This is a genomic window from Azonexus sp. MM2026_4, from assembly GCF_055901855.1.
On record NZ_CM148380.1, the window covers coordinates 3935609 to 3949150 of the forward strand.

General features: G+C 62.8%; 13 protein-coding genes. 8 read left to right on the forward strand and 5 right to left on the reverse strand.

Going from position 1 to position 13542, the window contains the following annotated elements; translation table 11 throughout:
* The 3 genes from AC0KWY_RS18585 to AC0KWY_RS18595 all read right to left on the reverse strand — a co-directional run bounded on the left by AC0KWY_RS18585 (position 1) and on the right by AC0KWY_RS18595 (position 2772).
* On the reverse strand, positions 1–648 hold the full coding sequence (locus tag AC0KWY_RS18585) for a DUF47 domain-containing protein (RefSeq protein ID WP_474026966.1): 648 nt from the start codon (positions 646–648) through the stop codon (positions 1–3).
* The gene (locus AC0KWY_RS18590) at positions 645–1688 is read right to left on the reverse strand and encodes an anion permease (protein ID WP_474026967.1); all 1044 of its coding nucleotides are present in this window, start codon (positions 1686–1688) and stop codon (positions 645–647) included. Before AC0KWY_RS18590 ends, AC0KWY_RS18585 begins: the two co-directional genes overlap by 4 nt.
* A gap of 103 nt (positions 1689–1791) precedes the next feature.
* On the reverse strand, positions 1792–2772 hold the full coding sequence (locus tag AC0KWY_RS18595) for an SLAC1 anion channel family protein (protein WP_474026968.1): 981 nt from the start codon (positions 2770–2772) through the stop codon (positions 1792–1794).
* A gap of 218 nt (positions 2773–2990) precedes the next feature.
* Between AC0KWY_RS18595 and AC0KWY_RS18600 the strand changes: the two genes are divergently transcribed.
* A complete protein-coding gene (locus AC0KWY_RS18600; RefSeq protein WP_474026969.1) occupies positions 2991–3842 on the forward strand; it encodes an alpha/beta hydrolase in 852 nt (283 codons plus the stop codon).
* Between the two features lie 60 nt (positions 3843–3902).
* On the opposite strand, the gene ccoG is transcribed toward AC0KWY_RS18600, so the two are convergent.
* Complete coding sequence (ccoG, locus tag AC0KWY_RS18605; protein WP_474026970.1) at positions 3903–5309, reverse strand: cytochrome c oxidase accessory protein CcoG; 1407 nt, start codon at positions 5307–5309, stop codon at positions 3903–3905.
* 315 nt (positions 5310–5624) lie between these two features.
* Here ccoG and AC0KWY_RS18610 point away from each other — a divergent pair, with 315 nt between their 5' ends.
* Together AC0KWY_RS18610 and AC0KWY_RS18615 are read left to right on the forward strand one after the other, a co-directional pair.
* A complete protein-coding gene (locus AC0KWY_RS18610) occupies positions 5625–6968 on the forward strand; it encodes a sigma-54 interaction domain-containing protein (RefSeq protein ID WP_474026971.1) in 1344 nt (447 codons plus the stop codon).
* Positions 6969–7185: 217 nt separating this feature from the next.
* Positions 7186–9021 (forward strand): TolC family outer membrane protein, encoded by a 1836-nt coding sequence (locus AC0KWY_RS18615; RefSeq protein ID WP_474026972.1) that lies wholly within the window; start codon positions 7186–7188, stop codon positions 9019–9021.
* A gap of 96 nt (positions 9022–9117) precedes the next feature.
* Here AC0KWY_RS18615 and AC0KWY_RS18620 read toward each other — a convergent pair whose 3' ends face one another.
* Entirely contained in the window at positions 9118–9828 is a 711-nt protein-coding gene (locus tag AC0KWY_RS18620) for a response regulator transcription factor (protein WP_474026973.1), read from the reverse strand.
* A 69-nt stretch (positions 9829–9897) separates the two neighbouring features.
* Here AC0KWY_RS18620 and AC0KWY_RS18625 point away from each other — a divergent pair, with 69 nt between their 5' ends.
* From AC0KWY_RS18625 to AC0KWY_RS18645, 5 genes are all read left to right on the forward strand, one after another.
* Positions 9898–10356, forward strand: a complete 459-nt coding sequence (locus tag AC0KWY_RS18625; RefSeq protein ID WP_474026975.1) for an Hpt domain-containing protein — start codon at positions 9898–9900, stop codon at positions 10354–10356.
* A gap of 21 nt (positions 10357–10377) precedes the next feature.
* Positions 10378–11856, forward strand: a complete 1479-nt coding sequence (locus AC0KWY_RS18630; protein WP_474026976.1) for an ATP-binding protein — start codon at positions 10378–10380, stop codon at positions 11854–11856.
* An 8-nt stretch (positions 11857–11864) separates the two neighbouring features.
* Positions 11865–12758, forward strand: a complete 894-nt coding sequence (locus tag AC0KWY_RS18635; RefSeq protein WP_474026977.1) for a response regulator — start codon at positions 11865–11867, stop codon at positions 12756–12758.
* On the forward strand, positions 12755–13132 hold the full coding sequence (locus AC0KWY_RS18640) for a response regulator (protein ID WP_474026978.1): 378 nt from the start codon (positions 12755–12757) through the stop codon (positions 13130–13132). Before AC0KWY_RS18635 ends, AC0KWY_RS18640 begins: the two co-directional genes overlap by 4 nt.
* Positions 13133–13204: 72 nt before the next feature.
* Positions 13205–13504: a c-type cytochrome gene (locus tag AC0KWY_RS18645; protein ID WP_474026979.1), complete on the forward strand. Its 300-nt coding sequence runs from the start codon at positions 13205–13207 to the stop codon at positions 13502–13504.
* Positions 13505–13542: the final 38 nt, after the last annotated feature.

The following is a 13542-nucleotide window of genomic DNA, read 5'->3' on the forward strand; positions in this document are numbered from 1 at the left end:
TCAGCACATCTTGACGACGATGTCGTGCAGCGTGTTGGCGCAGTGCGCCATGCGGTCGGCGGCGTTGGAGAGGTGGCGGTAGATTTCCCGGCGCTTGAACATGTGGATGTAGTCGTCGCCCTGGAAGAGGTCGGCGATCGCCCGCCGGTAGGCCTTCTCGACGCGGCGCTCGGCCTTGCGCGCGAGGTCGGCATCGTCGGCCGCCAGTGCCGGCTCCTTGGCCAGCCGGGTGAAGCCCTGGAGCAGGGCGTCGGTGCCCAGCTTGATGTGCATCGCCATTTCCAGGCAATGCTTGTCGGGGTCGAGTTGCAGGACTTCCATCTCGCTGACCGTGGTCTTGCAGTAATTGACGATCTCGTCGAGGTCCATGATCGCCCGGTAGAGATCCTCGCGGTCGATCGGCGTCGAGAAGGCCTCGTTCAGGGCGTGCAGGTTGTGGATCTTGACGCGGTCGGCTTCGTGCTCGTCCTTGCGGATCTGGCGACCGATTTCGGGAGCGGCGGTTTCCATGAATTCGACCAGCAGGCCGGCGGTCTGCGCGACATGCCGGCATTGCAGGGTGAGCATGGCGAAGAAGTCGGGCATCTTGGGAAAGACGCGCTCGATCAGCCGGCCGAGCAGGGAGGGCGAACCCGTGTTGTCGCTCATGATGGGACTCCGATGAACAGGTGGAGCAGGGCGTAGGCCTGGATGGCGACCAGCGCGGCGCCGGGGATGGTGATCACCCAGGTCGTCGCGATGTCCTTGGCCTTCGCCCAGCGGACGGCGCGCGGCCGTTCCGAGGCGCCGATGCCCATGATCGAGGTGGCGACGACGTGCGTCGTCGACACCGGGGCGCCGGCCAGCGAGGCGCCCATGATCACCAGCGCCGAGGTCAGCTGCGAATCCAGCGCGTGGATCGGCCGCACCCGGTAGATGGCGAAGCCGAGCGTGCGGACGATGCGCCAGCCGCCGGAAAGGATGCCGAGGGTGATCGCCGTGGCGCAGGCGAGCATGACCCAGAACGGGACTTCGAAACTGGGGATGAAGCCGCCCAGCAGCAGGACCAGGGTCAGGATGCCCATGCTTTTCTGCGCATCGTTGGCGCCGTGCGAGAACGCCAGGCCGGCGGCGGTGAAGAACTGGGCGTAGCGCAGGCGGGTGTTGGCGGCGGTGCTGGCGCTGCGCAGCAGGGCGTTCATCAGGCGATGGACGAGGAATCCCGCCCAGAAACCGATCAGCGGCGACAGGACGAGGGCGGCCAGGACCTTGACGATGCCGGTCAGGTGGCCGTCGGCGAGTTCGCGGAAGCCCCAGACGACATGATCGCTGCCGACGCTGACGACGATGGCGCCGATCAGTCCGCCGACCAGCGCGTGCGACGACGACGAAGGAATGCCGAAATACCAGGTCGCCAGGTTCCAGACGATGGCGCCGATCAGTCCGCAGAGCAGGATCGACAGCGAGAGCAGCGGCACGACGCCGTCGAGGCTGACGAACTTGCCGATCGTGTTGGCAACCGCGGTGCCGCCCAGCAGCGGGCCGAGGAACTCGAAGACGCCGACGATGATCACCGCCTGCACCGGCGTCATCGCGCGCGAGGCGATCACCGTCGCGACGATGTTGGCGGCGTCGTGGAAGCCGTTGGTGTAGTCGAAGAGCAGGACCACGACCACGGTCGACAGGGCGAGCAGGAACAGGACATCCATGCACGTTGCCCGCGGGCGGGCCTCCTCCGGATTCGTTATGTCTTGTTTCCCGGCAGTATAGCCCGCCGTTCGCCGGGTGGTGCCGGGAATGCAGGCCGCCGCATCATTCCGGTACGCAGATTTCCCCGCGCAGCATGGCGCGCGCCGTATTGAACAGCAGCACGACGATGAGGGCGCTGAGCAGGATCAACAGCAGCGGCGTCAGGATGGCGAAGAAGCTGCCGCCGATTTTTTCCAGCATGACGCTGGAGGCAATGGTCAGTGCCGCCAGCGGGAAGGAATAGGCCCACCAGGGCAGGGCGAAGGCGAGACGGGCGAAGTGGCGCCACTGGAAGAACAGCAGCAGGGTGATGAAGAGGGCGAAGTAATAGAGGATGCGCGCCACGTCGTCGAGAACGCCGTGGTGCAGCTTGAGCCAGGCAAGGCAGCCGACCGCCGGCGGGGCGATCAGGATGAACAGCGTTGGCAGCAGCTTGGCCGGAACCATCGGGTGGAAGAAGAAACGGTTGAACAGTACGGCGAGCAGCGGCGTCCACATCATCAGGCCGACGCTGAAGTAGAACCAGGAAATCTCCGGAAAACCGAGCGGCACGCCGGCAATCGGCACCAGGATGTTGCCGACGATGGGAATGAACCACGCCGGGTTGCTGTGCTGGACCTGGTAGCGTTCATGGTGGATCCAGGTGGACAGGATGAGCAGGGTGAACAGCAGCTGGGCAACGCTGCCGACGCCCCAGAGGGCCAGCGCGAGCGGCTCGCTGTAAGGCAGGGTGGCGATGGCGAGCAGGATCAGGCCGATCGACATGGTCGGAAAGAAGCTGATGCGGATCGGGTGGTTGAATTCGCCGACCACCTCGGCCCGGTGGCGGATGAACTTGCTCAGGTAGGCGAAGGCGATCAAACCGTAAATGCCGGCGCTCAGAACGAGCAGGACGGTCGAGGGGTGAATGGCCCAAGCCCAGAGATGTTCGGCGCGCTCGTAGGCGATGGTGGTGCCGGTCAGGCCCATGACGATCGCGAACAGCGAGATCGGCATGTGGGCCAGGCGGCTGTGGGACGGGGGGTGGGATGAGGCGCTGTTCATGAGGACTCCTGATTGCCGTGAGGTATAGTAGCGATTGCTTATTTTACTGCCTGGTAAGTGGTTGGCGGACCCTCCTCCTGCCGTCGCCAGTTTTTTCATGTCATGGTTGGGGCTTGCCGAGGGCCCGGGGGATGTATTCAGATGGTCCTGCAAGCCGAGCAACAGCGTGTCCGGCCCGCTTTTTCAGCCGAGGTTGGTGCTTTGCCGGGGGGCGCGCCATGAGTCTCTGGGCGTGGCTGGCCTTGCCGCCGCTGGCGTTGTTCCTGCTCAATCGCGCCATCCGCGGCAGCCTGCGGGCACCTCGGGTGCCACGCGCGGCGCAGCCGGACGGCCTGCCGTGGCGGGCGGTCGAAATGCCGACCCGCAACGGCAAGCAACTGCACGCCTGGTACATTCCGGCGGGGCCCCGGGCGCTGGTGGTAATGCACGGTTGGGGCGGCAATGCGGCGAACTTCCTGCCCGTTGCCCGCCATTTGCAGGAAGCCGGCTATTCCCTGCTGCTGCTCGACGCACGTTGCCATGGAGAGAGCGACGACGACGATTTCGCGTCGCTGCCGCGCTTCGCCGAGGATATCGAGGCCGGGATCGCCTGGCTGGTCGGCGTGGCGGGTGTCGAGCGCGATGCCCTGGCCCTGGTCGGCCACTCGGTGGGTGGTGGCGCGGCACTGCTGGTCGCCAGCCGCCGTCCGGAAATCCGCGCCGTCATCAGCCTGTCCGCCTTTGCTCATCCGGCGGGCATGATGCGTCGCTGGCTGGACAGCAAACGCATTCCCTACTGGCCGCTGGGGGCTTACGTGCTGGCCTACGTGCAGAAGGTGATCGGCTACCGTTTCGACGATATCGCGCCGATCCACACGATTGCCCGGGTGGGCTGTCCGGTGTTGCTGGTTCATGGTCAGGACGATGCGATGGTACCCCTGGCCGAGGCGCGGGCGATCCGCCTTGCGGCAACGCACGCCGGCGTCGAATTGATCGAGCTGGCCGGGAATCACGAGGATTTTGGCGATGTCGATGGCCATATGCCGAAACTGCTGGGCTTTCTTGAGCGGGCGTTTGCGCCCGCGGATTAGATGGACGAAAAAAAGGCGGGAGACCAGCTCCCGCCCAAGCGGAGTCTGCCCTGTTTGGCGTCAGGGCAGGAGGAAAGAGGCCTTTTCCCGCAGGGTGATGTCCGGATTACCCTCGGCGGTGATGGTGAAGTGGATCGGATTCGAGCCTTGCTTGCCCGATCCGGGAGGGGCGGCGAGCACGACGTTGAACGAGGTCAGTCCGGCCGCCTTGGCGTCGACACTGTCTTCGCCGACGATCTTCAGCCCGTCCAGGCCGTCAGCGGTGAGCTTGTAGCGTTGCGGCGATTCCGAGGTGTTCATGATCTGCAGCATGAAGACATTCTCGATGCTGCCATCGTCGGCTTCGCGGGCGAGCGTCAACCGATCGCGGATGATGTCGACCTTGAGCGGGATGCGATGCACCAGGAAATAGCCGGCAATGACGCTGATCAGGATCAGGATTGCCGTGTAAAGCAGGATGCGGGGACGGATGATGTGCGACATGATGCTCTTGTGGTCGAGCTTCTGGACCATCGCGTTTTCCGTCGAATAACGGACCAGCCCGCGTGGCAGGCCGACCTTGTCCATGACCTGATCGCAGACATCGACGCAGGCGGCGCAGCCGATGCATTCGTACTGCAGACCGTTGCGGATGTCGATGCCGGTCGGGCAGACGACGACGCATTGCCCGCAGTCGACGCAGTCGCCCAGCTTGCTGGTGTCGGCGCCCTTCTTGCGGATGCCACGCGGCTCGCCGCGTTCCGGGTCGTAGGTGATGATCAGCGTGTCCGGGTCGAACATCACGCTCTGGAAGCGGGCGTAGGGGCACATGTACTTGCATACCTGTTCGCGCATGAAGCCGGCAAACAGGAAGGTGAAACCGCCATACAGGAAAATCCACAAGGTTTCCCACGGGCCCAGGTTGTTGGTCAGTACGTTGTTGATCAGTTCGCTCATCGGCGTGAAGTAGCCGACCAGCGTGAAGCCCGTCCATAGCGAAAGGATGCCCCAGAGCGCGAACTTGGTGGTCTTGATCCGCAGCTTGCGCGCATCCATCGGTCCCTTGTCCATCTTCAGGCGGGCATTGCGATCACCTTCGATCCAGTTTTCGATCCACATGAACAGTTGCGTATAGACGGTCTGCGGGCAGGCGTAGCCACAGAACAGCCGCCCGGCAACGGCGGTGACCAGGAACAGGGCGTAGGCCGAAATGATCAGCAGGATGGCCAGGTAGATGACATCCTGCGGCCAGAACACCAGGCCGAAGATGTAGAACTTGCGCTCGACGAGGTGAAAGAGCAGGGCCTGTCGGTCATTCCACTGAATCCAGGGGGCGCCGTAGAAAATGACCTGCGTCAGGAGTACCAGCGCGATACGCCAGTTGTCGAAAAATCCGCGAACCCGTTTGGCGTAGATTTTTTTCCGTTTTTCGTAAAAGGAGACTGCTGCCGGTTCTTCCTGCTTCTTCTGGTCTGCCGCTTGGTTCATTGTTGTTGCTACCCCGTTGATCGTTATGGTTGGAAACCGGGGTGGCTGTCTGTCTGCCAGCTGGTTGCATGAAGCAAGCCTGCGGGGCGAACTAAGGGGGATATGCGCCCAGCTAGTCAGTACCAGCAGCTCGATATTTTTCCAGGAAAGCGCATCGAGCTGCGGGAGGTGTCCCCGGTTTCCGGTAAGTCTAATAACAAGTTGCGTGCCAGCCTATGCCTTTCGTTTGTGCTCATTTAAATCAATGGCTTGCAATGACGGCGATATCACTCCTCGTCATGCTTGGGCTTGCTGTGTCAGAATCGGCAGCACTGAATGGCGGGGGTGCCAATTTTGACGTCGCATTTTTTGAGTGAGTTGATTTCTTTCCTTGATGGTCTACCTGAACCGCGCATCGTCATGAGTGCGGACTACCGGATTATCGCGGCGAACGCTGCGTACACCCGGGAGTTCGGCGGTGGCCGCGAGCTGGCGGGGCGCTGCTGCTATGAAGTCTCGCATCACTTTGATCAGCCCTGCGACCAGGTTGGGGAATCTTGCCCACTGAAGCTCAGCCTGGATTCTGGCGAGCCGCAGCGGGTTCTGCATCTGCACCATACCGCCAGGGGCGAGGAGCATGTGGCCGTCGAAACGGTGCCGGTCCGGGACGAAAACGGCGAGATCGCCTATTTCGTCGAGACCATGCGCATCGTCCGTCAAGCCAGCAGTCGGGCGGCAGCGCGTGGCCTGGTCGGGCGCTCGCCGGCGTTCGTCAACATGCTGGACAAGATGATGCGCGTCGCTCCCTCCAACGCGGCGGTCCTGTTGCTCGGTGAAACCGGGACGGGAAAGGAGCTCGTTGCGCATGCAATCCATGAAGCCAGTCAGCGTTCCAATGGGCCGTTCGTCGCGGTCGATTGCGCAGGCATGACGGAAACGTTGTTCGAGGCTGAGCTTTTTGGCTACGAAAAGGGCGCTTTCACCGGTGCGACGCATCGCAAGCAGGGATTGGTCGAAGCCGCCTCAGGCGGAACCCTGTTTCTCGACGAAATCGGGGAGTTGCCTCTGGCCCTGCAGATCAAGCTGCTGCGCCTGCTGGAAACCGGAACTTATCGCCGGGTTGGCGGGCTTGACTGGTTGCCGGCGGATTTCCGTCTGGTGACCGCAACGCACCGCGATCTGGCGGCGATGGTCCAGGCGGAAACCTTTCGTCGGGACCTCTATTTCCGAATCAACACTTTCCCGATCCGGACGCCCGCCTTGCACGAGCGTAGCGGCGATATCGCGCTGCTCGCGGAATCGCTGCTCGAACGGGTTGATCACAAGCCGGGGCGGCGGTTCACCAAGGCCGCGTTGGCCTGGTTGGCGGCGCAGCGTTTCAGCGGCAACATTCGCGAATTGCGCAACCTGATCGAAAGGGCGTCGCTGCTCGCCGATGGTGATAGCATCGACTTGTCGCATCTGGTGGAAATGGCTGATTCGCCGCCGCCACTGGCGCTTGGTGCGCCAGCCTGGCACGGCTTCGGTGTCGATCAGATCATAGGGCTTGAGGAAATGGAACGGGGTTATCTGCGTTGGGCGAGGCAGAATCATCACGGGGAAATGGACGAACTGGCGCGTCGTCTCGGGGTGAGTACGCGGACCCTCTATCGGAAACTGGAAAAGATCGCGCTTTCCTGAAAGGGGGTGTGCTTGCCGTACGACTATGACAATGCTATATTTTTAGCTATTGCCTTGGTTTGGTTTTTTACCAAACCTTACAATCTGGAATGATTATTCACCTAAAATCGGGATCGGTTATATTGATAGATATTCCGTTTCCCCAAAGAGATTCCTTGTGTCGTCTCGGTCTCCGGGCTTTCGGCATGAGGTTGAATCGGTTCATTGCGAGTCCCTCATGAAAATCAAAACCATCACATTGTTACTGGCGACCTCGGTTTTCTCCGCCGCTGGTATTGCCCAGGATTCGGCTCCGACGGAAGTCCAGCAAGCGCTGCGCCAGGTCGCCCAGCAGGCGGTGCAGAAAAGCCCGGAAGTAACCATCAAGTGGCGCAACTACAAGGCCGCCGAGGAAGAAGTCGGCGTCGCCCGCGGCGGCTACTTCCCGAAACTCGACCTGACCGCCGGGGCGGGTCGCGAGAGCCTGGAAGTCCCGGGCTCGGCCAAGGACACCTACACCCGGCGCGGCTACGCGCTGACGCTGAGCCAGATGCTGTTCGACGGCTTCGCGACGCGCAGCGAAGTGCGCAAGCTGGGCAAGGCCAAGCTGGTGCGCTACTACGAACTGCTCGAAGCCTCGGAGAACGTCGCGCTCGAAGCCAGCAAGGCCTACGTCAACGTGCTGCGCTACCGCTCGCTGGTCGCGCTGGCTGAAGACAACTACGTGCGGCACAAGGCGACCTACGAGCAGATCAAGGCGCGCACCGCGTCCGGCGTCGGCCGCCGGGTCGATCTCGAACAGGCGGGCAGCCGGCTGGCGCTGGCCGAGGTCAACCTGACCACCGAGACCGCCAACCTGCATGACGTGATGGCGCGCTACCAGCGTCTGGTCGGCGAGCTGCCGGCCGGTACGCTGACGCCGCAGCAACTGACCGGCACGGCGCTGCCGGCGAGCCCGAAGGCGGCGCTCGACGTGCTCTACAAGCGCAACCCGACGCTGCTGGCGGCGGTCGAGAACATCGAAGCGGCGCAGTACGACGTCGAAGGCCGGCGCGCCGCCTACATGCCGCGCGTCGATCTGCGGGCACGCACCGAGACGACCAAGAACTACCAGGGCGTCAGCGGCGACCGCGACCAGAACGTCGCCGAAGTCGTGATGTCGTGGAATCTGTTCAACGGCGGTTCGGACACGGCGCGCGAGCGGCAGTACGTCGAGCGCAAGCACATGGCGCTGGAAATGCGCGAGAAGGCCTGCCGCGACACCCGGCAGACGCTGCTGATCGCCTATAACGACGTGCAGCGCCTGCGCGACCAGAAGGAAGACCTGACGACGCAGGTGGCACTGCTCGAGAAGACGCGCGACGCCTACCGCGACCAGTTCAACGTCGGCCAGCGCACGCTGCTCGACCTGCTCGACACCGAGAACGAACTGCTGTCGGCGAAGCGTTCGGCGATCAATGCCGATACCGACCTGACGCTGGCCTACCTGCGCAGCCAGGCCGGGATGGGCTCGCTGCTCGAATTCATGGGCCTGCAGAAGCTGGAGACGGCGACGCCGGAGAGCGGCGAGCTGGCCGAAGTCAACGCGGCAACGCTGTGTCCGTCGGAGCCGGTGGCGCTGACCGGTACGCCGCGTGCCGATCTCGATGCCCGGGCGCAGGACATGATGGGCAAGAAGCCGCCGGTGGTGACGCCGCCGACCGAAGGTGCCGATGTCCAGGCGCGGGTACGCTCCTGGGCGCAGGCTTGGTCGGCGAAGGATTACACCGCCTACACCGCCTTCTATGCGCCGACTTTCACGCCGGATGGTGGCCTGTCGCGTGAAGACTGGAGCCAGTTGCGTCGGCAGCGCATCATGCCGCGCGAGGATATCTCGGTGACGGTCGACAAGCTGAACGTGCAGATGCACGGTGAAGATAAGGCGACGGCGAAGTTCGAACAGACCTATCGTTCGAACGTTTTCAACGATCGCGTCCTGAAAACCCTCGAAATGATCCGCAAGGACGGCAAGTGGTTGATCAACGGTGAAAGCTCGACGCCTTGCGTGGGTAACACTGTTGGCGGCTGCCAGTAACTTTGTTGTTTGCGGGAACCCTCCCCGGTTAGCGGGAGGGTGACAAAAACCGGAGAGTCAATCTCCGGTTTTTTTTGTCCTAGGTTTTTCCCCGTTTCAGACCAGTTCGACCGGCGCCACGAAAACGTAGCCTTGCGAGCGCAGGGTCTTGATGAAACCGGATCCGTCGGACTGATTGCCTAGGATGCGGCGAATCTGACTGACGTGAACGTCGATGATCCGGTCGTAGGGGATGTATTCCCTTTTCAACACACGTGACAACTGCTCTCTCGAGAGCGGTTCGAACGGGTGTTCGAGGAAAGCCATCAGCAGCGCAAATCCGGAGACGCCAATGGAAACGGGGGAGCCCTTGCCGTCCGCCAATTCGCGCGAGGCGGTGTCAAGCGTCCAGTGACCGAAACGGAAGCGTCGCAACTCCCCCTTGTGCGGCAAAATCGCCGGCCGCGTCTGGCAACGTCGCAACAACCTGCGCGTTCTAGCGAGCAACTCTCGCATGTTGCAAGGTTTGGGAAGGAAGTCGTCGGCGCCGATTTCGATACCGATGATGCGCTCGATTTCATCCGAGCGCGTCGAGTGAATGAGTACCGGGATTTCGGATTGTTGCCGCAGTTGCCGCAGGAGTTCCAGTCCGTCCGCATCGGGCAGGCTCAGATCCAGGATGACGATGTCAGGCCTTTTCCCGAGTTGCAGCCACATGGCGGCGCCGTTTTCAGCGAAAATGCTACCGATGCCCGCCGAGGCGAAGGTTGCAGACAGCACGTGACGTGTTCCGGGGTCGTCTTCGACAATCAGGGCGGTCTGGTTCATGGACTGGATGGTTATGCTTGGTGGGTGCATTGTATTTCATTGTAAAAGGAAGTGCTCGCCCTAAGCGGTATGCCGCTCCTGACGGGAGTCGGCTTTTTACCAATCTTCAACCTTGCTGGCTTGCGATCGCGGGAGAATCTTACGGTATTCAATCAGGACGATGCGAATGGCAAGATGTTGATACCCAGGGAATTGGAAGGATTTGATGTCGCTGCGGCGGTCGAGCGCATGCTTGACCGTCCCGAGCTCTGGTGGCAGGCCGTCGGTCTGTTCGTCACGCATTTTTCGGATTGGCCGTCGCGTTGGCATGGCGCGCTGGGAGATGATGCCGCCGAGCGCAGGCAGGTCCACGCCTTGCGCAGTGCCGCTGAGAATGTCGGGGCGGTGAGGCTTGCTGCTGCGGCGGCACGCCTCGAAGCCGCTTTGCTCGGGCGCCTGGCTGGCCGGGAGGTGGCGATCAGCGACGACTGGCGCGCAGAGTTCGACGGCGGCCTATCTTGCCGCCATGGCCGCGGTGGCCGGTGTTGATGGCGACCTGGCGGGGGATTCGTGAGTCGGGAGCCGGAACAGGCAACTTTCGGCCAGCATCTGGTCCGGATCAATCTGCAGGTTCTCTTGCCGGTGTTTCTGGGGCTGCTGCTTTTTATCCTGATCCTCAGCGCCTGGCTCGATGTGCGCAACCTGATCGACGAGGGGCAGGCCCGGATGTTCCTGCTTGGCGACGTCGTCGCGGAAAGCCTGGTGCAGGGCGATGTCACCCTGGCCCGGGCGCCGGCAGAGGCGCTTCGCGACGTCGCCGATTTTCGTCGCCTGCTGATCTATCGCGCCGATGGCAGCGTGTTCTTCGAGTTGCGCGCAGCAGCGACGAATCACGTTGCCGCAGCACACCTGCACGACGGTGGCGATGGCTACCTCCTGTCCTGGGACAGGATCGATTTCTTCCGGCGCATCTGGCATCAGGGGCGCGAGCTCGGCCAGGTCCAGGTCAGTATCGGATTCGACGGTCTGTACCGGCAGTTGCTCGGTAACGCGGCCCTGATTCTGGTGGTATTCGGGCTGGGGCTTTGGGCGATTCTTCGTCGTCTGGGGGAACGGGTCGAGAGCAGTTTGCGGCCGCTTGACCTGCTCGACGAGACGATGGCCGAAATCTCGATCGGTCATCTTGAAATTCGCGCGGCGCCGTCCGAAATCATGGAATTCAACCGTCTGAGCGACGGTTTCAACCAGATGATCGCGCAGATCCGCGAGCGCGACCACTGGCTGGCGACCCATTTGGGCAATCTCGAACAGATCGTCGAGCAGCGCACCCGCGAGTTGCGCCAGGCGAAGGATGTTGCGGAAGCGGGCAGTCACGCCAAAAGCGAATTTCTGGCGATGATGAGTCACGAGATCAGGACGCCGATGAACGGCGTCCTGGGGATGACCGAGTTGCTGCTCAATACCGACCTCACCGCGACGCAGCGCCAGTTTGTCGAAGCGGTGGATCGGTCGGGGCGACATCTGCTGACGATCATCAACGACGTCCTCGATTTCTCGAAAATCGAAGCCGGTCATCTCGAACTGGAAGTGCAGGATTTCGATTTGCGCGGCCTGCTCGAAGAATCGGTCGAACTGTTTTCCCAGCCGGCGAGCAAGAAGGGGTTGACCCTGATGATCGAGTTGCCGGCCGGGCGCAGCCTGAAGCTGCGCGGCGATGCCCTGCGTTTGCGCCAGGTGGTCGCCAATCTGCTCAACAACGCGATCAAATTCACCGACGAAGGTGAGATCGTCGTCAGTCTGGCCCTGATGTCCGGCGATGCCGGAAGCGTGGCCTTCGAACTCAAGGTCCGGGATAGCGGCATTGGTATCCCGAAAGAGGCGCAAGCCCGGATTTTCGAGCATTTTGCCCAGGCCGACGGGTTGACCTCGCGGCGTTTCGGCGGTACTGGGCTAGGGTTGACCATCTGCCGCCAACTGATCGAAATGATGGGGGGAGGATCGCTGTCGACAGTCGGCCTGGCCGCGGCTCCTGTTTCACCGTCGCCCTGACCTTGCCGGTGGCGGAAACCCCCGAACTGCCGGCGGGCCAGGCGAGCGAGGAGACGACGTTGCGCCGGGTGGCGGTGCCCTCGCTCGACGAGCAGTACCTGCCGGCGCGTTTGCGTGGACGCGTGCTGCTGGCTGAAGACAACGAGAGCAACCAGATCGTCGCCCGCACCCATCTCGAGCGTTTCGGATTGCAGGTCCTGCTGGTCGGCAACGGCCAGCAGGCGCTTGACCTGCTGGAGAGCGAGTCTTTCGACCTGGTGCTGATGGATTGCCAGATGCCGGTGGTTGACGGTTTCACCGCGTGCAGCGAATTGCGTCGCCGGGAAGAACGCGCCGGATTGCCGCGGGTGCCGGTGGTCGCGCTGACCGCCAACGCCATGCGCGATGATCGGGAACGCTGCCTGGCGGCGGGCATGGACGACTACCTGGCCAAGCCCTACCGCGGCGACGAGATGCTGGCGGTGCTCGAACGCTGGTTGCCGCGCGAGCGGCGCAAATCGACCGCGCCGAGCGCGCCGAATGGCGCCGTCGAGGCCTCGGCCGGGCTGCCGATCGATCCGGCCGCCTTCGACCAGCTCCGAGCCCTGGCGCCCAATGGAGCAGGCGCCTTGATCAGGCAACTGATCGAAGCTTATCTGCGGAGCGGCCGGATGCATTGGGACGAGTGCGAGAAGGCCGTCGGCGAAGGGAATCTGGAAATGCTGGCGCAAGCCTGTCATGCCTTGAAGTCGAGCAGTTTCAATGTTGGCGCCCTGCGTTTTGCCGGCCTCTGTCGGGAGATCGAATCGCTGTGCCGGGAAGCCGCCCGGGAGGAAGTTCAGGCGCTCTATCCGGGATTGCAAGCCGAGTGGCAAGCCGTGTGCGACGCCCTCGGCGTCATGTTGGCGGGAGAAGCGTCATGAGCCAGCGGAAATTGCGGGTATTGGCGGCGGATGACGATCCGACCATGGCGATCCTGCTGCGGGCGGTGCTGCAGGCACCGGGGTTCGAATTGGTCATCGCCGGCAACGGGGCCGATGCCTTGCGCGCCGCCAGCGGGGGCGAAGCCTTCGATATCGCCTTGCTCGATGTCGAGATGCCGGAGGTGGACGGCCTGCAGGTGGCAGCGACCTTGCGCCACCAGTTTGGCGACCGCCTGCGCATCGTGCTGCTGACCGGACGCGAGGACGACGCTTTCGTCGCTGCGCAACGGAGATTGCGGGCGCAACATTTGCCGAAACCGGTAGACTGGACGCAACTGCCGCAGCTCCTGCGCCGCTGGGCGGACGAGGGGTGAGGCGGGTTGGGCCCGGGCGGCGAACCGGGTACACTGGCGGCAAAAGCCAATTCTGAACTGACGGAGGGGAATATGAAAAAGCAAATGATGTTGCTGGCGGGACTGTTCGTCGCCATTTCGGCGCAGGCCTCGGAAGACCTGGCCAAGGCGAAGAACTGCATGACCTGTCATGCCCTGCAGAAGAAGATCGTCGGTCCTGCTTACAAGGACATCGCCGCCAAGCGCGGCAGCGAAAAGGGGGCCGAGGATCTGCTTGCTGCCAAGATCAAGAACGGCAGCAAGGACGAATGGGGGCAGGTGCCGATGCCGGCCAACGCCGTCACCGACGCCGAGGCGAAGACCCTCGCCAAGTGGGTGCTGACGATCAAGTAGGCACGCCAGCCGCGTGACCCCAGGCGCCCGCAGAGGCG

Bases quoted from the DNA above. Each gene is read 5' to 3' on its own strand.
- AC0KWY_RS18585 (WP_474026966.1), bottom strand. From the start codon at position 648: ATGAGCGACAACACGGGTTCGCCCTCCCTGCTCGGCCGGCTGATCGAG.
- AC0KWY_RS18590 (WP_474026967.1), bottom strand. From the start codon at position 1,688: ATGGATGTCCTGTTCCTGCTCGCCCTGTCGACCGTGGTCGTGGTCCTG.
- AC0KWY_RS18595 (WP_474026968.1), bottom strand. From the start codon at position 2,772: ATGAACAGCGCCTCATCCCACCCCCCGTCCCACAGCCGCCTGGCCCAC.
- AC0KWY_RS18600 (WP_474026969.1), top strand. From the start codon at position 2,991: ATGAGTCTCTGGGCGTGGCTGGCCTTGCCGCCGCTGGCGTTGTTCCTG.
- ccoG (WP_474026970.1), bottom strand. From the start codon at position 5,309: ATGAACCAAGCGGCAGACCAGAAGAAGCAGGAAGAACCGGCAGCAGTC.
- AC0KWY_RS18610 (WP_474026971.1), top strand. From the start codon at position 5,625: ATGGCGGGGGTGCCAATTTTGACGTCGCATTTTTTGAGTGAGTTGATT.
- AC0KWY_RS18615 (WP_474026972.1), top strand. From the start codon at position 7,186: ATGAAAATCAAAACCATCACATTGTTACTGGCGACCTCGGTTTTCTCC.
- AC0KWY_RS18620 (WP_474026973.1), bottom strand. From the start codon at position 9,828: ATGAACCAGACCGCCCTGATTGTCGAAGACGACCCCGGAACACGTCAC.
- AC0KWY_RS18625 (WP_474026975.1), top strand. From the start codon at position 9,898: ATGCCGCTCCTGACGGGAGTCGGCTTTTTACCAATCTTCAACCTTGCT.
- AC0KWY_RS18640 (WP_474026978.1), top strand. From the start codon at position 12,755: ATGAGCCAGCGGAAATTGCGGGTATTGGCGGCGGATGACGATCCGACC.
- AC0KWY_RS18645 (WP_474026979.1), top strand. From the start codon at position 13,205: ATGAAAAAGCAAATGATGTTGCTGGCGGGACTGTTCGTCGCCATTTCG.